The following is a 25,314-nucleotide window of genomic DNA, read 5'->3' as shown; positions in this document are numbered from 1 at the left end:
CCGTTTGGGCATTTTGTGAACGATCACTACACTGATCTCAGTGAACGATCACTGAACGATCGACGACCACGGAAAGCACGATGACGTTACCGCCGAACCACGACCGCCTCTCTCTGCGTGATCGCCACGACGGAGTGCTCATCGCCGAACGCGCCACCCGACTGCAGCTCGCCCTCGATCCCGCCGAGCCCGCAGCAGTGCAGCGCGCCGCCCGGCGACTCGCCGACGACCTCCGATCGCTGGTCGGCGCGGAGGTCGACCTGGATTCCGCGTCTGCTCCGACACGCATCGTGGTCGGCACCCTCGGCGTCTCCGAGGCTGTCGACACCGCCGTAGCGGAAGGTCGCCTCGACGTGCGCGACCTCTACGACGAGACGGGCGCGGCTCGCTGGGAGGGCTTCACCATCGCCGTGGTCGACGACGTGCTGCACCTCGTCGGCACAGACCGCCGCGGCACGGTGTACGCGGTCTACGAATTCGCCCGCGCCATCGGCGTCTCGCCCTGGCAGTGGTGGGCAGATGCGCCGGTGCACCCGCGCGATCACATCACGCTCCCCCGCGACACGCGGATCTCGGACTGGCCGTCGGTGCGGTATCGCGGCGTCTTCATCAACGACGAAGAGGAGCTGTTCCACTGGTCGCGTCTGCACACTGCGGACGACACGATCGGGCCTGAGACGTACGAGCGCCTGTTCGAGCTGCTGCTGCGGCTCGGCGGGAACTACATCTGGCCGGCGATGCACGTCGGCGCGTTCAACCACGACGCCGAGAACGGTCGCCTGGCTCACGAGATGGGCATCGTGGTGGGCTCGAGCCATTGCGACATGCTGCTGCGCAGCAACAACCACGAGTTCACCCCCTGGTCGCAGGCACGGCCGGAACCTGTCATCTACGACTACTCCCTCGAAGGTTCCAACCGCGATGCGCTGCGCGAGTACTGGCGGGGCAGCGTCGAGCAGAACGGCGACTACGAGGTCACGTGGACCGTCGGCATCCGTGGCGTCCACGACTCGGGGTTCGAGACGGCCGCGATCGACGCCGACGAGTCCCTCGACGACGACGGCAAGTTCCGCGCTCGTGTGGAGCTTCTCGAGAAGGCGATCGAGGACCAGCGATCGATCCTCTCGGACACACTCGGAGTCGACCCCACCCGGCCGCCGCAGCTGTTCATCCCCTACAAAGAGGTGCTGCCGCTGTACGACGCGGGTCTTCAGGTGCCCGACGACGTGACGCTGGTGTGGGCGAACGACAACTTCGGCTACATCCGCCGGTTTCCGTCCGACGCCGAGCGGGAGCGGGCAGGGGGCCATGGGTTGTACTACCACTCGTCCTACTGGTCGAACTACACGACGAGCTACCTCGCCACCTCCTCCACTCCGCTCGCGCTCATGCGTTCCGAACTGACCAAGGCCTGGGATGGCGGCATACGGCAGCTGTGGGTCGACAACGTCGGCGGCCTCAAGCCCCTCGAGATCGAGACGGAGTTCTTCCTGCGGTGCGCCTGGGAGGCGGGGCGCGAGACGACCACCGGGAACGTGCGCGCCTTCATCGAGCGGTGGACGAACGCGACGTTCAGCGGATCTCTCGGCGCACGGGCCGCAGACATCTACGCTCGCTACTACCAGCTGAACAACCAGCGCAAGTACGAGCACCTGTCGGCCGACGTCTTCTCGCAGACCGGGTACGGCGACGAGGCAGGGCGACGCCTCGCCTCGCTGCGCGAGCTGTTCGATGAGACGAACGCGTTGATGGCGGAGCTGCCCGAGGACGAGCGCGATGCGTTCTTCCAGATGTTCGCCATCAAGATCCACATGTCGTACCTCGTCAACGGCGAGTTCGTCTACGCCGACCGCAGCACGCTCGCCTATGAGCAGGGAAGGCACGCGGCTGCGGATGCGCACGTGGCGACCGCTCGGAGCTTCGGAGACCTTCGCCGCCGGCTCATCCACTTCTACAACACGACGATGTCGGACGGCAGGTGGGACGGCATGTTCACCCCGGAGGCATTCCCTCCGCCGGTCATGCCTCTGTTCGCGCCCGGAACTCCGGCTTTGCGCATCGCCGGGCACGGGCTCGGCGTCACTGCGTGGAGTACCGGGTACGCGGATGCGCGCCATCTCACATTCGCACCGTATGGGCGCACCGAGAAGTGGATCGAGGTGTCGTCGCTCGGTCACCCCGGCACGGCTTTCGCGGTCGACTGCGACGACTGGATCGAGGTGTCGCCCGCCGCGGGGATCGTCCAGACAGAGCAGCGACTTGCGGTGCGGGTGCGATCCGACATGCGCGCGCTGGCAGGGCGCCGTGGCCGGATCCGTGTCGTCTCGCCCGATACCGGGCAGACCACCGTGATAGAGGTCCAGGTGGCCGATGCGCCCTCGATCGCCCCCGGACACCCCGGATGGATCGAGGCCGACGGAGTGGTGAGCATCGATCCGTCGATGCCCGATTCCGTGCGTCCGTCCAGCGACCACGCATGGTCGGTCGTCGAGGACCTCGGGCGGTACGCGAACGGTGCGCTGATGGCCCAACGCATCAACGGGTCCCGCGCGCACGGCACGTCGACGGCGACGGCGACCTTCGGATTCCATCTCGCTACGCCCGGCACGCACGTCCTCGAACTCCACCGGCTTCCGTCGCTCGACTCCACAGGGCGAATCCGTGTCGGCGTGAGCATCGACGGAGACGAACCGCGTGTCGTCGAGAGCGAGACCACCGACGAGCACCGGGGTCACTGGGCGTCCGGCATTCAAGACAACGTCGAGCGGCTCCGCGTGCATCTGCCTCGCCTCGCGCCGGGGGCTCACACCCTCACGCTGCACGCGATCGACCCGGCGTTCGCCGTCTCGAAGGCCGTGATCTACACGTCGCGGATCGCCTCGACCAATCTCGGTCCCGAGTTCAGCACGCACACCGATCGGCCCAGTTCTTTCGTGTCCGACCCCGATCCGGCAGCGCTCGACATGCAGGCGCTGCGCGATTCGCTGGCCGCGCTGTTCCGGGGCGGCGACGACGAACTTCCCACTCCGGATCAGCTGTATGCGGACCGCAGCTTCTGGAGCGGTGACACGACGAACCGTCGACCGATCGCCGCACCCCAGCCGAGGCGTTCACTGCAACCCGAGTCGCTCGAGCCGCCAGTGGCGAAGGATCTTCTCGCGGGAATCGCCACAGGCCCCCTCGTCGAGTCGGGAGGTGTGGTCGCCTTCGAAGCCGAAGACGCATTGGCTGACACGGGGCATGCCTGGCTCACCCCCGAAGAGGGCGGCGCGGCGCGGTGGGTGCACACGCAGGCTGAGTCCGCCGCGCGAGTCGGTCTTGCCCTCCAGGTGCGCCCACGCGCTCTGCGGTGGCACGACCCGCTGCAGGCGCCGGCGATGCACTTCGCGATCGATGTCACGACCGGCGGCTCCTACCGCGTGTGGCTCCTGGTCTCCTTCCAGGACGACCGCGACGACTCGTGTGTGATCGCGCTCGACGGGGTGCCGCAACCAGTCGAGGATCAGTTCTCGCACGGCTCGCTGTGCACGTACGGCTTGCGGCAGGCGTGGGTCTGGACGCACATCTCCGACCTGGAGATCGCCGAGGGCCGCCATACCTTCTCGATCCACGCGCGCGAATCCGGACTGCGCGTGGACCGCATCTACCTCACGCTCGGAAACGAGCTTCCCCCCATCGATGCACGCTGGCAGCCGACGGCACGCTCCGTGGCGCCGCCGCACCACCCCGCGATCGCAACCGCGGTCGACGCCTGAGCAGAAAGACGGAACCTTCCGATGGAGCACACCTGGCGCTGGTTCGGCCCCGACGACCCGATCAGCCTGGCAGAGGTCCGTCAGACCGATGCGACCGGAATCGTCTCGGCGCTTCACCACATCCCCAACGGCGAGGTGTGGTCGGTCGAAGAGATCCTGAAGCGCAAGGCCGTCATCGAGGCCGCGGGCCTCACCTGGTCGGTCGTCGAGTCGGTCCCCGTGCACGAGCACATCAAGTGGGGCGGGCCGAAGCGCGACGAGGCGATCGCGAACTACGCGCAGACTCTCCGCAACCTCGGAGCCTGTGGGTTGAAGACGGTCTGCTACAACTTCATGCCCGTCATCGACTGGGCGCGCACCGAGCAGCGCTACGCGATGCCCAACGGCGGCTTCGCGATGCGGTTCGACTTCAACGCGCACGCGGCGTTCGACCTCTTCATCCTGGAGCGCACGGGCGCCGAAGCCGACTACACACCCGACGAGGTGGCGCAGGCGCGTGACTACCTCGACCGCGCGAGCGAGGCCGAGCTGACCGAGCTGCGCAACACGGTGCTGCTCGGGCTACCCGGCTCGGAGGAGTCCTACGAGCTCGCCGGCCTTCGCGCGAGCCTCGCCCTGTATGACGGACTGACCGCCGACGACATCCGCGAGAACCTCGGCACGTTCCTGCGCGCGGTCGTCCCGGCGGCCGAGGAGGCGGGCATCCGCCTGGCCATCCACCCCGACGACCCGCCCCGTCCGCTGTTCGGCCTGCCGCGCGTCGTCTCGAACGCCGACGATGCGCAGTGGCTGTTGGATGCCGCGCCCTCGTGGGCGAACGGCCTGACCATGTGCGTCGGGTCGTACGGGTCGGTCGCGACGAACGACGTGGTCGAGATGACGCGCCGGTTTGCGGACCGCATCTACTTCGCGCACCTGCGCAACGTGACCATCGAGGCCGACGGCAAGAGCTTCTTCGAAGACGACCACATCGATGGCGGCTCCGACATGGTCGGCGTCATCACAGAGCTCGTCCGCGAAGAGCAGCGCCGGGCGGCGGCAGGAGAGGACGCCGCTGTCATCCCGATGCGCCCCGACCACGGCCATTTCCTGCTCGACGATCTCGCCCGCCCCACCTACCCCGGCTACGCGCTGATCGGCCGGCTCAAGGGCCTCGCCGAACTGCGTGGGGTAGAGCGCGCCGTCACCCAGGTTCTCAGCGGTTCACTCGCGGGCGCATGACCAACGCCGAGCTGCTGACCGTCGGTGAGACGATGGCGCTCGTGACGGGCGACCTCGCCGAAGGCACGGCTTTGGCGCTGTCGTCGGGCGGGGCCGAGAGCAATGTCGCGATCGGCGCGGCGATGCTCGGGGTCCGATCTGCGTGGGTATCGCGGGTCGGTGACGACCCCTTCGGTGCGATGGTTCGGGATGCCGTCGCCTCGCGCGGCGTCGACGTCGGCGGTGTGCGGACCGATCCGGCGCGCCGCACCGGGCTGATGGTCAAGCAGCCATCCCCTACCGGATCGCGGGTGTTCTACTACCGGGCTGGGTCGGCGGCATCCGCGCTGTCGCCCGCGGATCTCGACGGGGCTCCGGCGGCGCGCGTCCTGCACACCACCGGCATCACCCCTGCGCTGTCCGCGTCGGCGCACGCCCTGGTCGAGCACATCCTCGACACCGCGGCGGTGGCGAGCTTCGATGTGAACTACCGACCCGTGCTGTGGGAGTCGAAGGATACGGCGGCCACCGTGCTTCTGCGCCTTGCCCGCCGCGCGCACATCGTGTTCGTCGGTCGCGACGAGGCCGAGAACCTGTGGGGCACCTCCACCGCCGAATCGGTCCGCGACCTGCTGCCCGACGTGCCCCACCTGGTCGTGAAGGACGGCGACATCGAAGCGGTCGAGTTCCACGGCCAGGATGTCACCCGCGTACCCGCGAAGCGTGTGGAGGTCGTCGAGCCGGTCGGCGCCGGCGATGCGTTCGCCGCCGGCTGGCTCACGGGGTACCTGCGCGATCAGTCTCCCGCCGAGCGTGTCGCCGCCGGGCACACGTCCGCTGTCGCCGTGCTGATGAGCCCACACGACACCGCCGCGCCGGCCGCGGCATCCACCATCACCACCCCGGAGGAGACCCACCCATGACCGACGCCTACTTCGAGAAGACATTCGGCGAGGTGCCCGTGATGGGCATCTTCCGCAGCCAAGGGCTCGAGCGCACACTGCGCCTGGCCGACGCGGCTTGGGACGCCGGAGTGCGGATCATGGAAGTGCCCGTCATGGAACCCGACGACTACACCGTGCTCGCCGCCGTCGCCGAGAAGGCCCGCGAGCGAGGCCTCGACGTCGGCGCGGGCACCGTCATCTCGCTCGAGCAGATCGCGGCGGCAAAGGACGCCGGTGCGGCGTTCACGGTCGCCCCCGGGTTCGACCCTGAGATCGCCGCCGCGTCGGTCGCCGCGGGGCTCCCCCATATCCCCGGAGTCGGCACCGGCTCCGAGGTGCAGGCGGCGCTGCGTGCCGGATTCACGTGGCAGAAGGCGTTCCCCGCCGAGCGCCTCGGCCCCGCCTGGGTCAAGCACCTGCACGGCCCGTTCCCTCAGGTGCGGTTCGTCGCCACCGGCGGCGTGGCCCCCGAGACCGCACAGTCCTTCCTCGACGCCGGCTGCCGCGTCGTCGCCCTCGGGTCCGCCTTCGACACCGAGGAGCAGATCGCCAAGCTCGGCGTGATCCTCGCCGGCCGGACCGTCACCGCATGACGTACCTGCTCGCCGGGGACTCGACCGTCGCGTCGATGAAGCCCGGCGAAGAGCCGATGGCTGGATGGGGTGAGTGCCTCCACGAGTTCGTCGACGCTTCGGTGCGGAACTTCGCGTTCGGCGGGGCGACCACCGAGTCATTCATCCAGTTCGGCTCGTGGGCTTCGCTCCTGGAGACGATCGTTCCGGGCGACACCGTCGTCATCCAGTTCGGACACAACGACCAGAGGGAACCGGCTCTGCTCGGTTCGCGGGGCGGATACGCCGAGCGGCTCCGCGGCTTCGTCCAGGATCTGTCCTCTGGTGGCGCGACGGCGGTGCTGTGCACCCCGGTCGAGCGGCGCTGGTTCGATGGCGATCGCGTCACGCCGACTCACGGTGACTATCCCAACGCCGTCCGCGACCTCGCGCTCGACCTCGACATTCCGCTCATCGACCTGACCGCGTTCACGACCTGGCTCTACGAAGACCTCGGCGATGAGGAGTCCCGCGCATTGCTGTCGCACTACGCACCGGGCGAGACCATAGCCTGGCGCGACGGCCTCGTCGACAACACCCACTTCCGCATCGACGGGGCCCGCAGGATCGCCGCGTTCGTCGCGAAGAGCCTCCGCGCGATTGAACGTCGAGACGGCGACCAGCCGGCGAAGGGTATCGAGATCGTAGGCGGGGTCGGCTGATAACGCCGGTCAATACTCCCCCAGCACCTGCTCGAGCCGCATCAGCATCTCGGTCACCTTCGCGTCGTCGACGATTTAACGGATGCGCTGCCCGCGCATCGCCTCGTCTCGAGGTGGGTCGGCGATGACAAGACCGCCGTCGACGAGCTTCTCGAGACCGTTCGCGATCGTCATCTTCGGCGAATGCACACCATCGGCGATCTCGAGACGCGTGAGGCCAGGGTTCTTCCGCAGGTAACCGATGACGGTCGCCTGCATGACGTTCCCGAGCAGGTTGATGGGATCCTCCGCGTGTTCGCGGGGTGGGCGTACCTTGGCATGCGCCGGGCAACATGCCCTTCTGACCGAAACGCGAAAACCCCCGGTTGACCGGGGATTTTTCTGCGGAGACGGAGGGATTTGAACCCTCGGTCCCCTTGCGAGGACTCCACCTTAGCAGTGTAGATTCAGCACTCCAGGGCGTGTCCAGGGCGATTGCCCTCCTGCCGCGGAGTCCCGCGGTGTTCTTGGCTCATCAGGCGATTCATTTACCCGGCGGGTCGCACTCTACGCACTCTGTGCACTTCAGGCTCGCCATGATCGGCGTCCTCGGGATGCTCGGGGACCCCTGGGGGACCCCACGCGAACCCGCCACGAACCTCAGTAGAGCCAGCTTCGCACGGACGGCGTCGGCGCACCTCGGCTCGCCCACAAGGGGACACCCTCGCCCAGCTTCTACATGGCGGGGACTTGCATCGGGACCGACACCCGGCTCCGCCTCTCACGCGAGAGGTGGTGCAGCGGAACTCGCACAGGCGGTGGCTTCCGTGGCGGACATTGCCTGCTCCACTCTCGATCTGCAAGACGTGAAGGACCGGGAGATAGCGTTTGGGTCTGACAATCCTCCGCCCTCGTCGATGAGAGTGCGCGACGTCGAAATCACGAACTCAGTAGACGGATTCGCCTCCGTCACTGGGGAGCACTGCACCGTTGATGTTGATTCCGTCGCGGCTGAGTAGGAAAGTGATCGACGCGGCGAGAGCCTCCGGCAGGGCGAGTGGGGCGTCCGCGACATGCTCGTCGAGGCGGGTCTGACCGAACGCGCTCACCTTTCCCGGGCGCATGCCGGTGAGGGTGCCGCCGGGGGCTACAGCGTTGACTCGGATGTTGTGCTGCTCGTACATGTAAGCGGTGTTCTTGGTGACGCCGACGACCGCATTCTTCGATGCGGTGTACGCGAGCCCAGCCGACGAGCCACGCAGGGCGGCTTCGGACGCGATGTTCACAATGGATCCGTGGCCATGCTCGATCATGAAGGGAACCACCGCACGAGTCAGCTTGATGAGGCCGAACACGTTGACGTTGAAGACCCGCTCGAGGGTCTCGTCCGAGACCTCGTGGATCGGGCTGAAGTCATCCAAACAGGCCGGCGACGTTCGCAAGGCCGTCGATGTGCGGACCTGCCGCGGCGATGATGCGATCGATGCTCTCGGCTGCCGTGATGTCTCCGGCCACCAAGACGATGTCGGCCTCGGGCACGCTCGCGGCGAACTCGGCCAATCGCTCCTCGGACAGATCGACCGCGACAACACGGCCTCCCTCGCGCGCAATCCGTGACGCCACGGCGCGCCCGATCCCGCTGGCCGCACCGGTGACGATGATGGTCTGGCCGTCGAATCGACCCGCTGCGACGACCTCGGTCCATGACGTGTGCGCAACTCTTTCGGGTGCGGCGCCCCCGTTGGCCTGTGCGACGAGATTGTCGATCATCCCCTCGGGCGGCGGGCCGCCCGCACCGAGAAATCGACTCAACGGTACGTTGCGTGCGAGCCGGAGGGCGCTGTCGGAGATTCCGCCTTGAGTCGCGATGCCGGCGATGATCCGGGCACCCACCGGATGCCGCATCCATTCTCCGATCGTGCTCTCTGCGTCGATGGGGGTCATCTGGTCAGTCATGTCTGTCCTTTCGGTGAGTGTGGTGGCGCGGCGAGGAGGCGACCGTGATGGCATGCGCACGTGATCGCCCGGAGGTGGTCAGAGAGCGGCTCAGCCCACGGCATCCGCCCCGGCCGCTGCGTGTACGGTGGCGACCAGTCCATCGATGAGGGACTCGGGAAGCGCTCCGTTGCTCATCGCGACCAACTGCATGAGGGGAGCCCCGCGCAGTGGCGCCAAGCTGGACGCCGTTGCTCCCATTCGCGACAGCAGGCCTTCGAGGACCGATCCTCCAACCGGGTGATCAAGCCATTCGCCGATCGTCGACTGTGCGGACAGCGGCCTCGGCGGCTCGGGAGCGGCGAGTTCTGCTGCCGGTTCGACTCGACTGCGACGTGCGTCGAATGGGCCTGGAAGTTCCGCGAGATCTCGCGCTCGTCGGCATGGACCGCACCGACCTCTCACGGATTGCGGTGCCTCGTCTGACCACCATCGAGTACGACATGGTAGCTGCAGCCAACGCCGGCGCGGCGAGCCTTCTGCAAGCCCTCGGCGCTGGAGCCCCGCGGCCCACGGTGGCTCCCGCGGTGTTGTCCCTTATTGCCGGCGAGACCATCTGATCATTCGCGTAGGCGGCGTATCGCGCCTGACGAGGATGCGACCGATCGCGCCGTTGTCGAGACCTAAACGCCTGTGCGTCCCTCGCATCGCGCCGACTGATCGCTGCCCGCACTCACGCGGGGCATGAATCGTCTCGGCAGACGAGCACCCGCATCGCTCATATCACTGCCGGCAAGCGAGACCTACTGCGTCTGGAGTACACATGACGATCCGTCTGGACGGTTCGTCACGGCGCCCAGGTGGGGAACCTTGAGGACGATCTTGTTCCGCCTCAACCTGCAAAAGGATTCCAATGTCCCAGTTCTTGTCCGCTGTCGGGCGCTTCAGCGCTCGATTCCGGTGGGTGGTGATCGTCGCCTGGCTGGTGATCTTCGCCGCGCTCATCGGCGTCTTCGTCGTTGGCAGCAACGCGAACTCCAACAGCACCGCCGAAACCTCCATCCCCGACTCGCCCGCGTCCCTCGCGCTCGAGCGGATGGAGGAGCACTTCCCGGCCGCTGACGACAACACGGCATCGCTCCAGTTGGTCTTCCAGCCCGACAGTGGCGACGTGACGTCCGATGCGACCGCGTCGGCCATCGCCGAAGTGCTATCCGAAGCGAATGATCTTCCCGGTGTTCAGTCGGTCAATGACCCGCTCGATCCGACCCGCCCGTATCTGTCCGAGGACCTGGCTCTCGCCGTTGCAACGCTCACCTATGGTGAGCTGACGGAGGACGAGGGGAAGGATTTCTACGACGCGGCCCTCGAGCTGCAGGAGAACGCACCCCCGGCACTGGGAGTCGAGCTCGGCGGCAACCTCCTTCCGCTCGGGGCCCCCGCCCCCGGGATCGGTGAAGGCGTGGGCGTGCTCATCGCGTTCGTTGTCCTCGCTCTGACCTTCAGCGCCCTCATCGCGGCCGGCGTCAACCTTCTCATCGCGGTATTCGGCGTCGGTGTCGGGCTCATGGGCATCCTCGCCTACGGCTCACTCACGCCCATCGGTGACAACACCATCATCCTGGCGTCCATGCTGGGTCTCGCAGTCGGCATCGACTACTCGTTGTTCATCCTGTCCCGCTTCCGCAACGAGCTCCGCGCAGGCAGGACGGTGGACGATGCTGTGGCTCGCGCGACCGGCACCGCCGGCACCGCTGTCGTGTTCGCAGGGCTCACCGTCATCGTCGCGCTCGTCGCGCTCCTCGTCGCGAACCTCAGTTTCATGACCGAGATGGGTATCGCGGCCGCATTCGCTGTGCTCGTCGCCGTGCTGCTCGCGCTCACCCTGCTGCCTGCACTCATGCGATTCCTCGGCGTCCGTGCGCTGTCCAAGAAGCAGCGCCACGCGCTCGAGCATGGTGAGCTGTGGGCCGAAGGGCAGAAGCAGAAGCGTGGAATCATGCGTGGGTGGGGCAGCTTCGTTGTCAACAAGCCCGTGATCTCGCTCCTGTCTGGCGTGCTGCTCCTGGTGGTCGTCGCCCTGCCCATGCTGAGCATGAAGACCGCGTTCAACGTGCCAGGCGGCGCCGACCCGGAGTCCACCGAGCGCGCGGCCTACAACCTCATCCTCGCCGAGTTCGGAGGCGCGCAGAGTCCGCTCATCGTGCTGGCAGAAGGCGACGACGTGGCGTCGAGTACGGGCAGCATCGAACGCGACCTCGCCGACATCGCCGGCGTCCAGCAGGTGATCCCGGCGGAGGTCAGCTCCGACGGCACGGCCGCACGGATCATCGTCATCCCGGACGGCGGACCGATAGATCAGGAGACGAAGGACATCGTGCACACGATCCGGGACGCCGAGAGGATCCCAGGGGTGACCCTCGAGGTGACCGGTGAGACGGCCATCGGCATCGACCAGGACGAGCAGCTCATGCAGGCGCTCATCAAGTACATCATCGTCATCGTCGTCATCTCCATCCTTCTGCTCATCGTGCTGTTCCGTTCCGTGCTCATCCCCATCGTCGCCACAGCCGGATTCCTGCTGTCCGTCGGCGCCTCGTTCGGGGCGTCCGTCGCCGTCTTCCAGTGGGGCTGGCTGGACCCGCTCATCGCGGCTCCGCAAGGAGATCCCATGCTGAGCCTGCTCCCGCTCCTGCTGGTCGGAGTGCTCTTCGGGCTGGCGATGGACTACCAGGTGTTCCTCGTCTCGCGCATCCAAGAGATGCACCGGAAGGGCATGGACCCGAAGCCGTCCATCCGCGAAGGCTTCGCACGCTCCGGGCCCGTGCTCGTCGCGGCCGCGACCATCATGCTCGTCGTGTTCGGCGGATTCGCGACGAGCCACTTCGCCATCGGCGCGTCCATCGCATTCGGGCTGATGGTCGGTGTCGCAGCTGACGCATTCATCGTCCGGATGGTGCTGATGCCGGCTGTCCTGTCGCTGCTCGGCAAGTCAGCCTGGTGGATTCCGACGTGGCTCGACCGCATCCTCCCCAACGTGGACGTGGAAGGCCACTCGCTCGACAGCAACCCCCCTGCTGCCGTCCACGCCCAACCCCTCCGCGAACCGGTGCGGGTCAACTGACCTGCCCCGGAAGAACGGGGTGGCTGCCGAGGATGCAGCCACCCCGTTCTGCTTCGCCGCGCACGGACTACTGCGAACAGACGACGTGAGGTCCTCCACGAAGACGACGTGAAGCTGCGCTCCGAGTCCGAGCCTTGATGAAACGGGCCGATGAGATCCATCGGACCCGAAAGGAGGTTGAAGACCATGACCACTCCCACCACCCGCAAGATCCTCGCGGCGTCCTTCGGTACCAGCGACGGAGCGCACCGCGCCGCGTCCGCCGTGGTCGCGGCGCACGGCCGCAGCATCGTCAACACCGCCGTGATTCACGTCCGGCAAGATGGCACGCCCCACTATGTCGAGACGAAGGACTGGGGCCCGGGACGCGGCGCTCTGCTGGGAGCCGTCATCGGCCTCATCGGAGGCCCCGTCGGAATGCTCGCAGGCGGCGGTGTCGGCGCCCTGGCGTCCAAGTTGCGCGACATGGGATTCAAGAACGACCAGCTGCAGGACCTGGGCGACTCCCTGGCTGCCAACGAGTCCGTCGTCATCTTCGAAATGGCGGCCGAGGCAACCGTTGCCGCTGCGGAGATGCTTCGAGCTCTCGACGCCCGAGCGTTCGTCATCGAAGCGGTCGACGCGAACGTCGCGACGCTGTTCGATGGGCTCCCCGAGCCGTTCAGCCCGGTCACCTCTCCCCTCTTTCGGTGACCGACACAGACGGGGCCCGACGATGCCGTCGGGCCCCTTCTCACGTCCACTGCAGCGCTACGACGAGGGCGCGATCCCCGCACGGTAAGCGAACGCGACGAGTTGCGCCCGGTCTCGTGCCTCCACCTTCGCCATCGCCCGGTTCACATGGGTCTTCACCGTGAACGGGGAGACGAACATGGCTGCGGCGATCTCATCGTTCGACAGGCCCTTCGTGACCTCGACGACAACATCGCGCTCGCGCGCCGTAAGCGCCTCAAACCGTCGAGCCAGTGGTTCATCCACTCGCTGCACCGGAGTCTCTGCCAGCCGGCTGATCGCCGCTGCGGCAGCCGCGGTAGAGAGGGTGCCGCCGCCAGCGCTGACGTCGATGATGCCGTCTATCAGTTCAACTGGCCCGACACCCTTGCCCAAGAACCCATTCGCTCCTGCACTGAGCGCAGCATAAACGTTCTCCTCCTGCTCGAAGGTGGTGAGGATGATGATCTTCACCCGCTCCGGCGCATGGGTCTTCCGAATGCGGGCTGTGGTCTCCACACCGTCGATTCCAGGCATGCGGATATCCAGCAGCACCACGTCGACGGGGTGCGCATCCAGGTACTCGAGGGCGAGGAACCCGTCGCCGACGTCGCCGACGACTTCCAGATCGGGGCTGGAGGAAATGATGGTGCGCAGACCAGTGCGAATCATCTCCTGGTCGTCGACGATGAGTACTCGGATCACTGCGGTCTTCCCTTCGTGGGCAGTTCGACATGCAGCCGGAACGTGTCATCCGTCTGGAAGACGGTGAGCTCACCGCCGGCCGCCTGTGTTCGCTCTCGGACGCCGACAAGCCCGTATCCGTCGCGTTCCGAGTTCACGCTCGGGTCATCGCGACGGATGGCGTTCACGACGTCGATGTCTAGCCAGCCGTCTGTGGCGACCACTGTCAACCGTGCGGGGCCTGTGCCGTACTTTCCGGCGTTGGTGAGCGCTTCCTGCACGATTCGGTATGCGGCGGCGGACACTTCGGCGTCGAGCGAAGGCAGAGGGCTGACGATCTCGGTCTCCACAACACTCCCGGCGATTCGAAGGCGCTCGACCATTGACGGAATGTGCTCGGCGAGGGGCAGTTCGACGCGGTGCTCGTTCTCGTCGTTCGTGCGTCGAAGGAGATCGAGGATCTGCTGCGTCTCCTGAAGGGTGCGTTGAAGCCCTTCGCGTGCAGAGCGCAGCGCGGCTCGCGACGCGTCGCTGTTTTCGGGCAGCGAGATCTCGGCCACGCCGACATTCACGTTCACGACCGCGAGCTCGTGCCCGACGACGTCGTGCAGGTCGCGTGCGATGCGTAGGCGCTCATCGGTGACTGCCTGCTGGAGTTGCGCGGCCTGTGCCATCGCCAGGTCCTCGGCCCGTTGCCGAGCCGCATCCCATGACTCGGTCTGCAACCGCACTGCGCTGCCGGCGGCGCCGGCCGCGACGCAGAATGTCGCCGCGATGAGTGCACCCGCGGCGTCGAAGTCCCCGCCTTCACGCAGGACGAGCGCGAGGTACAGGGATGATGCGGAGACGGTGACAGCGGGGAGAACGTGGCGACCTTGGCGCGCGAAGATGAAGGTTGCGAAGACGGTGACCGTCCACACACCGATGTACTCGTCGGCGAAGAGGGCGCTCGCGATCCCACCGGCGGTTGTCAACGATAGGCCGACCCATCGTGCTCGGAAGATCACGAGGAGCCCGATGGCCGACAGTCCGATGCCGAGGTAGCCCCATGACTCCTCGGCGGCGATGAGCATGACAGTCAGCTCGGTGGCGAGCGCGGCCACAGCAGCGACCATCGCGATGGTGGAGAGCAGCGGACCACGAAGGAACCATGACTGGCGTGGCCACGTCCAGCCGGAGGATGAGGTCTCCAAGGTCATTGCGCCATCATGCGCCATCGCCGCGTCTGCTAGGAAGGCGAGTGGAGCGAGTCGCACGCGAAGCGGCACTGGAGCGTTCGTCCAGTGCCGCTCGCCCGGTCACGCCGCTGCTCGCGCGCGTCGCACCCCGAGTACGGTGCCGACGGTGGCGAGAATCCCCACCAGCGTCACACCAACTGCGATCTTCTTCCGCTTGCTCATCTGCTCTTCTCCTCTGCTCGACCCAAGTGGGGTCTGACAGCAACTCTGCATTCCGGCGCGGGGGGATACGTCGTCTGCGCGAAGCGAGCTGTGTACTGCGTCCGCAGTATTCGCGAGACCGTAACGTGCACGAACGCGAAACCGATCGGCCCTGACAGGCAGGGCTACTGCGTTTGAACGACGGAGGTTCGTCCACCCGCACGACGTGCAAGCGAGGGCACCTGACGAGGGTTGAACCATGACAAACCACAACCTTCGACAGACCGAACAGACACCCGCGGCCCCGCCGAGCGGACCCCGCGTCGGACACCCCGCGTACAGCCTCCTCATGCTGGTGGCCGGATCGCTGATTCAGGTCGGCACCGTCGCGACCGCGTACGTGAGCAGCTGGGACCTCGCTCCCCGCGCGCCACAGGGAACGGTTGCCACATCATGAGCGCCGGAACGACGAACCTCACGTTCACGGACCGCGTCTTCATGACCGCGATGGGTGTAGCGGAAGCGGGCGCTCTCGTCGTCACCGGCATCGTGATGACCGGGATCGTCATCGCCTCGCAGATCGTTCGAGTCGTTCAGCTGTCGGCTGAGCGCCGACGATTTCGCCACTCCTGAGACCGCCCGCCCTCGTCACACGCTCACCGAACGACGATACGCGCGCGTGCGAGGTTGTACAGCCGTGCGAACGGTCGCGGATCCTGCGGGTCGCGCTTCGCGAACCCGCGGACTGTCACGAAGTAGGTTCCCGGAGCATCGAACGACACGGAACGCGTCTGGGTTGCGGTGGCGTCCGGCAGAACGTCGCTGACCACGTCGAACACCTGGTCGCCATCGAGGTCCCACTCGAATCTGACGAACGCTCCGAGTCCCGGCGTCTCGGCCGCAGCGACCAGCTGCACATTCTCGCCGACCTCGACTTCAGCGCGAGACTCCCCGTTGGCCGAGAGCGTCAGCGTCGGCTGGATGCCGCGTCGCTCTCGCGCTGAGGCGGGAGTGAGCATCTGACCGCTGTCGAGTCGGTAGGCGGTGCTCGCGGGCGGCTCGATGTCTTGCTCCACCCAGGCGGCGAGATCGCGGAGCGCCTGGTGGAGCATTCCGCCGTAGCTGATGGACTGATCCGGGTGATCCCGCACGTCGGTGTCCGCGTGCAGTGCCCGGTCGGTGAGCCAGAGCCGGAACCGGCCATCCAGGCGGTCGGCACCGAGGTGTTCCTCTACGCGCGCCCGGTACCAGTCGGCCTGCCATGGGTAGGCCTCGCGGTCCATCAGGGACTCCACGAGGATCACACGGCCTTCGAACTTGCCGGTCGGGACCGTTCCTGCAGCGCCCGCGGTGAAGAGGGGCCCGACGAGGAACGGTCGCTGCGGGTAGAGGGGGTCGCCGTTCACGTCACGGAACTGGCCCCAGACGCTGTACTCGGGTCCGGGGACCTGGTGGCGATGGTAGGTCTGCACCGCGAGGAAGCCGCTGTTGTCGAGGGTGACGGGTGCACCTGGGAACAGGGCTGCGATCTGGCCGGGGTCGGCTGGCCCGAACACCACGACATCTCCCAGCACCTGCATGAGCACGATCCGCGTCGCGCCGTCGGGTCCGATGACGAGCTCCGCGAACCCCGGATCCCGTGTCGGCACCACGGCCAACTTCGCCCCGACGATCGCCGCCTGATCCCGGCCGAGCCACGCGTCATCGGCGTTCCCGGTGGACGCGCCCGGAATGGACGAGACATCGACTCCTGCCGCGACCAGATCCTCGACGGTCAGCAGCATGTCGATGGTGGTCGCAAGGACAACGCGGTCCTCGTGCACGGACGATGTCGGATCTGCGCCGAGGTAACCCGGGACGGTCCAGAAGTCGTCGAAGTAGGAGGCATCCATCGCGCGGACGCCGGGATAGAGGACGGCGAGCGCGTGCATGCCCATGGTGCGGTGGCCGTACCAGGACCTAAGGGGGAAGCCCATACCGCTGACCTCGCGCAGTGCCGCTTCCTGCTCGGCGCTGAGCGTGGCGTAGGGGTCGCCTGAACCACCTGCGTCCATGGCGTCGACGACGTCATCCAGTTTGTCACCGAGGATTCGCATAGCGTGCAGGCGCGGGGTGAAGCAGTTCGGGATCGCCATCGGGGAACCGAGAACGAATGGCACCGCACCGTCCCAGACGCCCACGGTGTTCTCGAGGCCACCGACTGTCCGGTACGCGCCGCCGCTGCCGCCGAACGAGTACCCGAACGGGCGTCCGCGGTCGTACATCTCCTCCGCCACCACGCGCGAGAAGGTCGCGGCGGCGGCGTTCGCGCGGTACGCGCCGATGGCCGGGTCGACGCCGGAGAAGGGGTCTGCGGCTACCGGGCCGCCACCATTGGTCTCCACGAGGTAGGCGCCGCTGACGAGAGCGAACAAGATGGTGTCGTCCTCACCCTCGCGGGCCTGGAGGGTGTTCTCACTCTCGGGTACTGGGGTGATGTATTGGAAGAACCTGCCTTCATAATGCTCCGCCGTAGGGAGGTAGAAGGAGAAGCGGATGTCGGAGTCGGAGAACCCGCCGTGCACGTACCGATGCGCGATGGGCTGCTGTCGCCACTCGTCGATGTCGATGAACGGTGCTCCGAAGTCGAGGTGCTCCGCGAGCGGCTCGAGTGTGGTCAGCGTGCTCATTTGACACCCTTCAGCGGGAAGATGACGACCGCGGCAAGGATCACCAGGACGAACGCGGCGACCCAGACGCCCAGGTAGCTGCCGGTCACGGCGACGACGGTGCCGGCGAGGATAGGGCCGAGCGCCTGACCGAGGTTGCTGCCGAGTGCGGCCACACCGAGGTCTCGACCTGCAGCCTTCTCGTCAGGGAGGACGTCGATGAACAGCGCCTGGTCGACGGGAAGGTACGTGCCGAAGGCGATGCCGCCGACGATGGCCTGAAGGAACAGTCCGGGCAGCGTCGGCGAGATGATGGGGATGAGCATGGACAGCGCCATCAGGAAGGACGAGAAGATGACGAACGAGCGCCGCTTCTGGAGCTTGTCCGACAGCTTCCCTGCGATGAGTACTGCGACGATGAGGAACGGCACGCCGGCAAGGGCAAGCATCGCCGAGGTCTGAGTCGCCTCCACGACGCCCAGGGCCGGGCGGATGTAGCTCTGAAGCATGTACAGGGAGAGCGCGGTGGACACGGCGTAGCCGAAGGTGAGCAGGATGCGTGCGACCCACACCCAGCGGAAGTTGCGGGAGCGCAGGGCGATGGTGAATCCGACGAAGAACGTGTTCCAGTCGAACTTGGGCACTTCTAGCGCCCTCGAGGAGTCCTCGCGGGCGAACAGCACGAACATGACGCCGGCGAAGGCAAGGAACGCGGCGAAGACGAAGTACATGTCCAGGCCGAGGAAGGCGAAGAGGGCGCCGGCGGACACGCCGCCGAGCACACCGCCGAAGAAGTTGCCGAACCCGCCGAGGGCGGACGCGGTTCCACGTCGGTTCTCGGGCATGCGGTCTGCGACGGTGGCGTTGAGGGGGCCGAGGCCCGCGTTGATGACGGCCTGCGCGAGCATCCAAATCACGGCGAGCATCGCGACGGTGGGAGCGAACCGGAGACCGACCAGGAGCACGGCGCCAACGACGGTGCCGAACAGGATCCAGGGGGTGCGGCGTCCCCAGCGCGAGCGGGTGCGGTCGGATGCGACGCCCACCAGCGGCTGAACGAGCATCGTCAGCACGACGCCGACCGACGCGATGATGGACAGCGACTGCGCGCGGGCGGCGTCGAACTGGGCGAGGATCGCGAGCTGGCGCACCTGCTCAGCCGTGGCTGTTGCCGTTCCGTCGTCGATCTGCTGCTTGAGAGCGGTGAGCTCCTGCAAATTCAGGTTCGCGTCGTTCCCGGTGAACCAGTTGCCGAACTCAAGCATCTGGACGTGGTTGGCGAGCAGGATCGACATGCCTCCCCAGATCGCGGTTGTCGCGATGGTGAGGATCGTGAACCACGTCAGATAGCGGCGTGACCGCACGCCCTTGATGAGGATGGTCGCCGTTCCCGGCTCCCGCGGTTCGATGACAACCTCGCCGCGACGATTCGCGGTGGGTTCGGCAGACAAGGTCTCGCTCATGGTCGTCCCATCAACAGTGATGCCCGACTCGCAGCGCACGGCATCGAGGCTGTCTCGGTCGGATGAAAGTAGCATGCCATGCGATTTTCGCTCCCGCAAGCACTTTTCGCATGTTGTGCGATTTTCGCTTGGATTCGTCCTAGACTTCGGACATGCCAGCCCGCGGACCGTATAGGAAGACGGCGGCGAAGCGTGAGGAGATTCTCCGCGCCGCTCTCGACGTCGTCGACAAGAACGGGTTCAGCGGCGCCACGGTGAAGGAGCTAGCGGAAGCCGTCGACATGAGTCAGAACGGCATGCTCTACTACTTCGGGTCAAAGGATGCCCTGTTCCTGGAGATCCTGCGCTGGCACGACGCTGACACAGCAGCCATGATCGACCCGGAACACACCGACTTCTCCATCGGATTCGCGAACCGGATTCTCGATGCTCTCAGCTACTCGGTCGCGGTGAACGGGATCAGCCAGCTTCTGCTCAGCCTGCTCATCGCTGCAGGCGATCCTGAGCATCCTGCCCACACCTACTTTCGTGAACGCTACGAGTCCTTCGTCCTCTACGCCCACCAAGGACTGAGTGGCGCTCAAGCGCGGGGAGAGTTCCCTGCTGATGGTGACCCGGAGGCCGCAGCAGTGATCCTCGCCTCGAGCTTCGATGGGCTTCAACTGATGTGGATGTATGACCCCAGCATCGACGTGCGGGCCCGAATGGCTCAGCTTCTGAGCTCGTTGGGAGTGAGCGACGCGGCGTCAACGGAGACGAGTTCCGCACCAACGGGTCCGGAAGCCGCGCCCATTCGCTAACTGCTCCAGAGCGCGGACGTCAAGCTTCTCACTGCGCCTCACGCCGCTCGCGTCGCCGCTATGTCCTTCGCCGCCACGCGAACCTCGTGTCGCCCAGCGGGAAGGTGCTGCTCGTACCCGCCGAGGCGCACGGTTGCGACCGTACCCGTCGGAACGATGACGTCCAGCGTCGTCGCGTCGTCGTCCTGCCGCCAGTTCACGGCAACCCATCCGTGGGGCGTGCGAAGCCGGGTGCTCGCCCACTCCACCGCAGGGTCGAGTTGAGGCGCGACGAGGATGCGGCGGTATCCGGGCTCGAGGGGTGCGATGCCGCCGACGACGCGGTGGATCCAGTCGGCGACGGAACCGAGAGAGTAGTGGTTGAAGCTCGTCATGTCGCCGGGATTGATGCTCCCATCGGGAAGCATCGAGTCCCACCGTTCCCAGATGGTCGTTGCGCCCATGCTCACCGGATACAGCCACGACGGGCACTCGCGCTGCAGCAGAAGCCGGTACGCGGTCGAGGTGTGGCCGGTGGCGGTGAGCGCTTCGGTGATGAAGGGGGTGCCTGCGAAACCGGTGGAGATGTGGAAGCCGCTCGCCGCTACCAGTTCCGCGAGCCGCGCTCCCGCCCACTCCTGCTCGTGCTCGTCGAGGAGGCCGAACGCGATGGCGAGCGCGTATACGGTCGTGCAGTCGCTCGTGATCCGTTCGCCGTCCACGTACTCCCGGTGGAATCCGTCGCGGATGTGCGCGGAGATGAGGGAGAACTCGGCGGCTACTTCCGCGTGCCCGAGGAGTAGCGCAGTCTGACGGATGGTGTCCGCCGTGCGGTACGCGCATGCGGTGGCGACCACACCGGGGTCGGCCTTCGCTGCGCCTGGCTGGTCGGCGGGTGCGTCCGGGTCGAGCCAGTCACCGAACTGGAAGCCGCTGTCCCAGACCCCACTTTCGGAGAGCAGTGACGTCACACGTCGTCCGTGGGCGACCATGGATTCGTAGGCGGCGGTGAGTACGTCGCGGTCGCCGTAGGCCTGCCAGAGCGCCCATGGCACCCAGACGGCTGCGTCGCTCCAGAACGCGGCGGCTTCCTCGGCGCCGGCTCCGGGCTGCGGGACCTTCGCGTACTTGAGGATGTCGGGGACGATGTACGGCACCAGGCCGTCGCGTGCGCTCTGTTCGAGGGCGAGGTCGCGGAGCCAGTCGGTGAGGAAGTCCTTCACGTCGAACAGGAACGCGGCGGTCGGCGCGAACGAGGAGATGTCACCGGTCCACCCGAGCCGCTCGTCCCGCTGGGGGCAGTCCGTCGGGATGTCGACGAAGTTGCCGCGCATGCCCCAAACGACGTTCGAGTGGAACTGGTTCAGCTCCGGAACGGAGCACTCGAAGTACCCGATGCGCTGCAGGTCAGAGGAGACGACGACCGCTTCGAGGGCCTCCGCCAGGTCGACCTCCTCGGGCCAGGCGGTGATCTCCGCGTATCGGAACCCGTGGAAGGTGAGCGTCGGTTCGAAGACGTCGTCTCCGCCGCTCAGGATGTACCTGTCGACCGAGGCCGCAGAACGGAGGGGTCGTACTGCCAGTTCGCCGTTCTCGAGGACCTCGGCGTGGCGGAGAGTGAGTTGGTCGCCGGATTTCCCGCGTACGCGGACGCGGACGAACCCGACGATGTTCTGCCCGAAGTCGATGAGCGTCTGCCCGGATGGGCTGTCCCAGATCTTCTGGGGTTTCAGCGTGTCAACACGCCGGACGGGCGGGGCAGGGTCCAGTTCGAGGGAGGGGGTGTCGGTGACGACATGCACCCCACCCCATGCTTCGCTCGTGAAGCCGCTCTGCATCCAGCGGTCATCGTGCAGGCGCGCGTCGATGCTCTGCCCGTCGTAGAAGTCGTTCGCGGTGACCGCACTGGGGCCGACTGTCCATGACTCGTCCGTCGCGATGATCTGCCGGTGGCCGTCGGCGTAGTCGATGACGAGCTTCGCGTAGGCAGCGATCTCTGTGCCGTAGCGCTCCGTCTCGATCCAGCCGAGCCGCCCGCGGTACCAGCCGTTGCCGACCCGGATGCCCAGCACGGAGCGGTCGACAAGGAGGGCGGTGACGTCGTGGTCGGTGTAGTGCACCCGCCACTCGTAACTGGTCCATCCCGGCGTGTAGAGGGCGTCGGTGATCGCCTGCCCGTTCAGCCATGCTTCGCAGATCCCGAGCGCGCTCAACGAGATCACCGCCGACCGGACTGCGCCGTGCCCTGGCTCGAGGTCGAACTCGATGCGGAAGATGGGTGCGGTGTCGGGCTCGATGTTCGCTGCGATGAAGTGCGCCTCGGGGATCGTCATGACGTGCTTTCTGTGTGGTTGTCGTCGGAGTCAGGCTGTGACGGTGAACCGCGCGGTGAGGAGGTCGGCGTCCCGTGAGCTGCGTCCTACCCGTAGCTCGAAGTCGCCGGGTTCGACGGTGCGGTGGCCGCGCGCGTCCACGATGGTCAACTCACGGACGGGAATCTCGAGGCGGGCGTCGACGGACTCTCCAGGCTGCACGATGACCTGCGTGAACGCCTTCAGCTCCTTCTCGGCCCAGGTGACAGAGGTGACGATGTCGGTGACGTACGCCTGAACCGTCTCCATGGAGGGCCGAGAGCCGGTGTTGTGAACCGTGACCAGCGCGGTGACCGCACCCTCTGAGGTGAGCTGACTGTTCTCGAGTCGCAGGTCGGAGTATTCGACAGTCGAGTAGCTGAGCCCTTCACCGAACGCGAAGCGCGGGTCCTGCGTGAGGTCGGCATATCGCTCGCCGTGCTGACCTCGCACGTTGTTGTAGAAGACCGGGAGCTGGCCGACGTGGCGCGGCACCGTGATGGGCAGCCGCCCGGTGGGCTCGATGACGCCAAGAAGCAGTTCGGCGATAGCGCGTCCGCCCTGCATACCTGGGTTGAACGCCTGCACGATGGCCGCCGCCCGGTCTGCCGACTCGGGGAGGGTCGACGGCTTCGATTGAATAAGGACCACGATGAGAGGGGTTCCGGTCTCGACAAGCGCATCGAGGAGCGCGATCTGCGCGCCTTGGAGGTCCAGGGTGGCCGTCGACTTGTTCTCGCCGGTCAGGGGGACGACGTCGCCGAGAACCACCACAGCCCAGTCCGCGTCGGTGGCGGAGCGCACGGCCTCCGCGATCTGGTCGCTGTCGGGCTCCGCGGGGATGAAAAGTTTCGGACGAGGCTGCCCATCGCGGAGCACTTCGCCGGCGGGGTCGACGATCTCGTGTCCGATGTCCGCCCCCCGCGCGTAGGTGACGGTCCAGTCCGCGGGCACGGAGCTGCGGATACCGTCCAGGACGGTGGACGTCAGATGCCGCGGGTGTCCGTCAGGCAGCCAGGGGATCTGGCCGGATGCGCCCGCCCAGTCGCCGAGCTGTGCGTGCTGGTCGTCCGCGTTCGGGCCGATGACGGCGACGGTCGGGGTGCGGCCAGCCGGAGCAGACAGCGGGAGCGTGCCGTCATTGCGGAGGAGTACGAGCGACCGGCGAGCAATGTCGAGGTTGATGCGGGCGTGGGGCTCGCTGCCAATCTCAGACAGACGCGCGCTGTCGGGGAGGCGCGCATCGTCGAACAGGCCCAGCTCGAACTTGAGTCGGAGGATGCGGTGTACGGCCGCGCTGATGAGCGCTTCATCGAGACGTCCCTGGCGGACCGCTTCCTGCGCTGCGTCGAAGAACTCAGGTGTGGTCATGACGAAGTCGTTGCCCGCCTGCACGGCGACGATGGCAGCCTCGACGTGGTCGGCGCAGACCTTCTGCTCCCAGACCATGCGGCCCACGTTGTCCCAGTCGGTGACGAGCGTCCCGGCGAATCCCCACTCGCCCTTCAGGACGTCGTTGAGGAGCCACTTGTTCGCGGTGATGGGCACCCCGTCGATGGCCTGGTAGCCGAGCATGAACGTTCGGCACCCCGCCTCGACCGCGCGCTGGAAGGGTGGCAGGAACCAGGACCGCAGCTTGCGCGGGCTGAGGTCCGCTTCGCTTGCGTCCCTTCCGCCCTGCGTTTCGGAGTACCCGGCGAAGTGCTTCGCCGTGGCGAGGATCGCAGTCGGGTCTGCAAGCCCGGCCCCCTGGTAGCCCCGGATCATCGCGGCTCCGAGTTCTCCGATGAGGTGAGGGTCCTCACCGAATGTCTCGTCGACACGTCCCCACCGCGTGTCGCGGGCGATGCAGAGCACGGGTGAGAACGTCCAGTGCAGACCCGTGGCGGCCACTTCGACGGCGGTCATCCGCGCCCCGCGCTCGACGAGCTCCGGATCCCACGTGCAGGCCATCGCCAACTGGGTTGGCAGGATGGTCGCGCCGGGCCAGAACGAGTGCCCGTGGATGCAGTCGTCAGCCATCAAGAGTGGGATACGAAGGCGTGTGCGTTCGACTAGCGCTCGTGACTCGACGATGCGCTCGGGCGACGCATGGAGCAGCGAACCGACAAGCTTTCCGCCGACGAGATCCTCCAGGTCGCCGCGCGCGTCGAGCTGGAGCATCTGACCGACCTTTTCGGCCAGCGTCATCCGGCTGAGCAAGTCCTCCAAACGCTCTTCGATGGGCGCTGCAGGGTCGAGGTAGGGCAGTGGTGCGGTATCGATGGTCATCCCTTCAGCCCTCCGGCGAAGCCCTGGACGATGTACTTCTGGAGGAAGAAGTAGGCGATGAGGATAGGCAGGATGCTGATGATGATTCCGGCGAAGATGAGGTTCCACTGCGCGCCGTACTGTCCGACGAATCCGTAGATCGCGACCGTGATGGTCTTCTGGTTGCTGCCGGAGAGGTACAGCAGCGGCGTGAGGAAGTCGTTCCAGTTCGCGACGGCGGTGAGGATGATGATGGTTCCGGTGATGGGCCGGACGAGTGGGAACACGACCGACCAGAACGTCCGGAACGCGTGGGCGCCGTCGAGCGCTGCGGCCTCTTCGTACTCGGCGGGGAGAGCACGCATGAACCCCGCGTACAGGAAGATCGAGAACGGCATGCTGGCACCGACGCCGACGATGATGACACCGGCGAGTGTTCCGAGCAGTCCGAGGTCCCGGACCGTCTGGTACAGCGGTAGCAGGGCGAGCTGGGCGGGGAGGAGCAGTCCGGCGAGGAACACGAGGTAGGTGAGCTTCGACCAGCGTGCCCCCAACCGGGAGAGCGGATAGGCGGCAGCGGCGGCGAAGATGACCGTGAACAGGACGATGGCGCCGGTCACGATGGCGCTGTTGATGAGCGCGTTCCCGAGCCCACCTTGGGCCCATGCGTCGATGTAGTTCTGGAAGGTCGGCTCCTGCGGAAGCGCGAATGTCGAGCTCTGGTCGCCCGGAGCTTTGAACGACAGGTTCACCAGAATGTAGATGGGGATGAGGAAGAGCACGGCGACGAGGATCGTGCCGACCTCGAGAACGCCGGTTCGCCAGGTGTATTTCTTCAT

General features: G+C 66.6%; 20 protein-coding genes. 10 read left to right on the top strand and 10 right to left on the bottom strand.

Translation table 11 applies throughout. The features are described 5' to 3' along the window. Positions 1-80: 80 nt before the first annotated feature. From JOD63_RS17490 to JOD63_RS17470, 5 genes are read left to right on the top strand one after another with little or no spacing between them, the layout of a single operon-like run. Positions 81-3,755: a glycosyl hydrolase 115 family protein gene (locus JOD63_RS17490; RefSeq protein ID WP_045274504.1), complete on the top strand. Its 3,675-nt coding sequence runs from the start codon at positions 81-83 to the stop codon at positions 3,753-3,755. Between the two features lie 21 nt (positions 3,756-3,776). Next, on the top strand, positions 3,777-4,976 hold the full coding sequence (gene uxuA, locus JOD63_RS17485; protein WP_045274505.1) for a mannonate dehydratase: 1,200 nt from the start codon (positions 3,777-3,779) through the stop codon (positions 4,974-4,976). After that, complete coding sequence (locus JOD63_RS17480; RefSeq protein WP_045274506.1) at positions 4,973-5,878, top strand: sugar kinase; 906 nt, start codon at positions 4,973-4,975, stop codon at positions 5,876-5,878. The genes uxuA and JOD63_RS17480 overlap by 4 nt, the downstream gene beginning before the upstream one ends. Continuing rightward, on the top strand, positions 5,875-6,492 hold the full coding sequence (locus JOD63_RS17475; protein ID WP_045274507.1) for a bifunctional 4-hydroxy-2-oxoglutarate aldolase/2-dehydro-3-deoxy-phosphogluconate aldolase: 618 nt from the start codon (positions 5,875-5,877) through the stop codon (positions 6,490-6,492). Before JOD63_RS17480 ends, JOD63_RS17475 begins: the two co-directional genes overlap by 4 nt. Next, a complete protein-coding gene (locus JOD63_RS17470; RefSeq protein ID WP_045274508.1) occupies positions 6,489-7,172 on the top strand; it encodes a rhamnogalacturonan acetylesterase in 684 nt (227 codons plus the stop codon). Before JOD63_RS17475 ends, JOD63_RS17470 begins: the two co-directional genes overlap by 4 nt. Before the next feature lie 75 nt (positions 7,173-7,247). On the opposite strand, the gene JOD63_RS17465 is transcribed toward JOD63_RS17470, so the two are convergent. The 3 genes from JOD63_RS17465 to JOD63_RS18110 all read right to left on the bottom strand — a co-directional run bounded on the left by JOD63_RS17465 (position 7,248) and on the right by JOD63_RS18110 (position 9,107). Beyond that, complete coding sequence (locus tag JOD63_RS17465) at positions 7,248-7,430, bottom strand: MarR family transcriptional regulator (protein ID WP_045274509.1); 183 nt, start codon at positions 7,428-7,430, stop codon at positions 7,248-7,250. 668 nt (positions 7,431-8,098) lie between these two features. Then, positions 8,099-8,572 (bottom strand): SDR family NAD(P)-dependent oxidoreductase, encoded by a 474-nt coding sequence (locus tag JOD63_RS18115; RefSeq protein ID WP_271180700.1) that lies wholly within the window; start codon positions 8,570-8,572, stop codon positions 8,099-8,101. Beyond that, entirely contained in the window at positions 8,565-9,107 is a 543-nt protein-coding gene (locus JOD63_RS18110; RefSeq protein WP_271180699.1) for an SDR family NAD(P)-dependent oxidoreductase, read from the bottom strand. The genes JOD63_RS18115 and JOD63_RS18110 overlap by 8 nt, the downstream gene beginning before the upstream one ends. Positions 9,108-9,490: 383 nt before the next feature. Here JOD63_RS18110 and JOD63_RS17455 point away from each other — a divergent pair, with 383 nt between their 5' ends. The 3 genes from JOD63_RS17455 to JOD63_RS17445 all read left to right on the top strand — a co-directional run bounded on the left by JOD63_RS17455 (position 9,491) and on the right by JOD63_RS17445 (position 12,903). Then, on the top strand, positions 9,491-9,706 hold the full coding sequence (locus tag JOD63_RS17455; protein WP_045274510.1) for a substrate-binding domain-containing protein: 216 nt from the start codon (positions 9,491-9,493) through the stop codon (positions 9,704-9,706). 293 nt (positions 9,707-9,999) lie between these two features. Next, a complete protein-coding gene (locus JOD63_RS17450; protein WP_045274511.1) occupies positions 10,000-12,210 on the top strand; it encodes an MMPL family transporter in 2,211 nt (736 codons plus the stop codon). Positions 12,211-12,396: 186 nt separating this feature from the next. Continuing rightward, entirely contained in the window at positions 12,397-12,903 is a 507-nt protein-coding gene (locus JOD63_RS17445) for a DUF1269 domain-containing protein (RefSeq protein WP_052682345.1), read from the top strand. Between the two features lie 57 nt (positions 12,904-12,960). On the opposite strand, the gene JOD63_RS18315 is transcribed toward JOD63_RS17445, so the two are convergent. Both JOD63_RS18315 and JOD63_RS17435 read right to left on the bottom strand, forming a co-directional pair. Then, positions 12,961-13,626 carry a response regulator transcription factor gene (locus JOD63_RS18315; RefSeq protein ID WP_045274512.1) on the bottom strand — a complete coding sequence of 222 codons (666 nt, stop codon included), beginning with the start codon at positions 13,624-13,626 and terminating at the stop codon, positions 12,961-12,963. After that, entirely contained in the window at positions 13,623-14,822 is a 1,200-nt protein-coding gene (locus JOD63_RS17435; protein ID WP_084613351.1) for a sensor histidine kinase, read from the bottom strand. The genes JOD63_RS18315 and JOD63_RS17435 overlap by 4 nt, the downstream gene beginning before the upstream one ends. Positions 14,823-15,437: 615 nt before the next feature. On the opposite strand from JOD63_RS17435, the gene JOD63_RS17430 reads away from it, so the two are divergent. Then, complete coding sequence (locus JOD63_RS17430) at positions 15,438-15,617, top strand: hypothetical protein (protein WP_045274513.1); 180 nt, start codon at positions 15,438-15,440, stop codon at positions 15,615-15,617. 23 nt (positions 15,618-15,640) lie between these two features. Here JOD63_RS17430 and JOD63_RS17425 read toward each other — a convergent pair whose 3' ends face one another. Both JOD63_RS17425 and JOD63_RS17420 read right to left on the bottom strand, forming a co-directional pair. Beyond that, entirely contained in the window at positions 15,641-17,653 is a 2,013-nt protein-coding gene (locus JOD63_RS17425) for a hypothetical protein (protein ID WP_045274514.1), read from the bottom strand. After that, a complete protein-coding gene (locus JOD63_RS17420; protein ID WP_052682349.1) occupies positions 17,650-19,095 on the bottom strand; it encodes an MFS transporter in 1,446 nt (481 codons plus the stop codon). The genes JOD63_RS17425 and JOD63_RS17420 overlap by 4 nt, the downstream gene beginning before the upstream one ends. 152 nt (positions 19,096-19,247) lie before the next feature. On the opposite strand from JOD63_RS17420, the gene JOD63_RS17415 reads away from it, so the two are divergent. Then, a complete protein-coding gene (locus tag JOD63_RS17415) occupies positions 19,248-19,895 on the top strand; it encodes a TetR/AcrR family transcriptional regulator (protein ID WP_052682351.1) in 648 nt (215 codons plus the stop codon). Positions 19,896-19,933: 38 nt separating this feature from the next. On the opposite strand, the gene JOD63_RS17410 is transcribed toward JOD63_RS17415, so the two are convergent. The 3 genes from JOD63_RS17410 to JOD63_RS17400 are packed head-to-tail and all read right to left on the bottom strand — an operon-like array spanning position 19,934 to position 25,314. After that, positions 19,934-22,207 (bottom strand): alpha-L-rhamnosidase, encoded by a 2,274-nt coding sequence (locus JOD63_RS17410; RefSeq protein ID WP_045274515.1) that lies wholly within the window; start codon positions 22,205-22,207, stop codon positions 19,934-19,936. 30 nt (positions 22,208-22,237) lie between these two features. Beyond that, positions 22,238-24,496 carry an exo-beta-d-1,3/1,6-glucosidase gene (locus tag JOD63_RS17405; protein ID WP_045274516.1) on the bottom strand — a complete coding sequence of 753 codons (2,259 nt, stop codon included), beginning with the start codon at positions 24,494-24,496 and terminating at the stop codon, positions 22,238-22,240. After that, on the bottom strand, positions 24,493-25,314 hold the full coding sequence (locus JOD63_RS17400; RefSeq protein WP_045274517.1) for a carbohydrate ABC transporter permease: 822 nt from the start codon (positions 25,312-25,314) through the stop codon (positions 24,493-24,495). The genes JOD63_RS17405 and JOD63_RS17400 overlap by 4 nt, the downstream gene beginning before the upstream one ends.

The sequence above is a fragment of the Microbacterium terrae genome (assembly GCF_017831975.1).
In the GTDB taxonomy this organism is placed as follows: domain Bacteria; phylum Actinomycetota; class Actinomycetes; order Actinomycetales; family Microbacteriaceae; genus Microbacterium; species Microbacterium terrae.
Note: the sequence above shows the minus strand (reverse complement) of the source record. Positions and strands in the feature narration are given on the sequence as shown.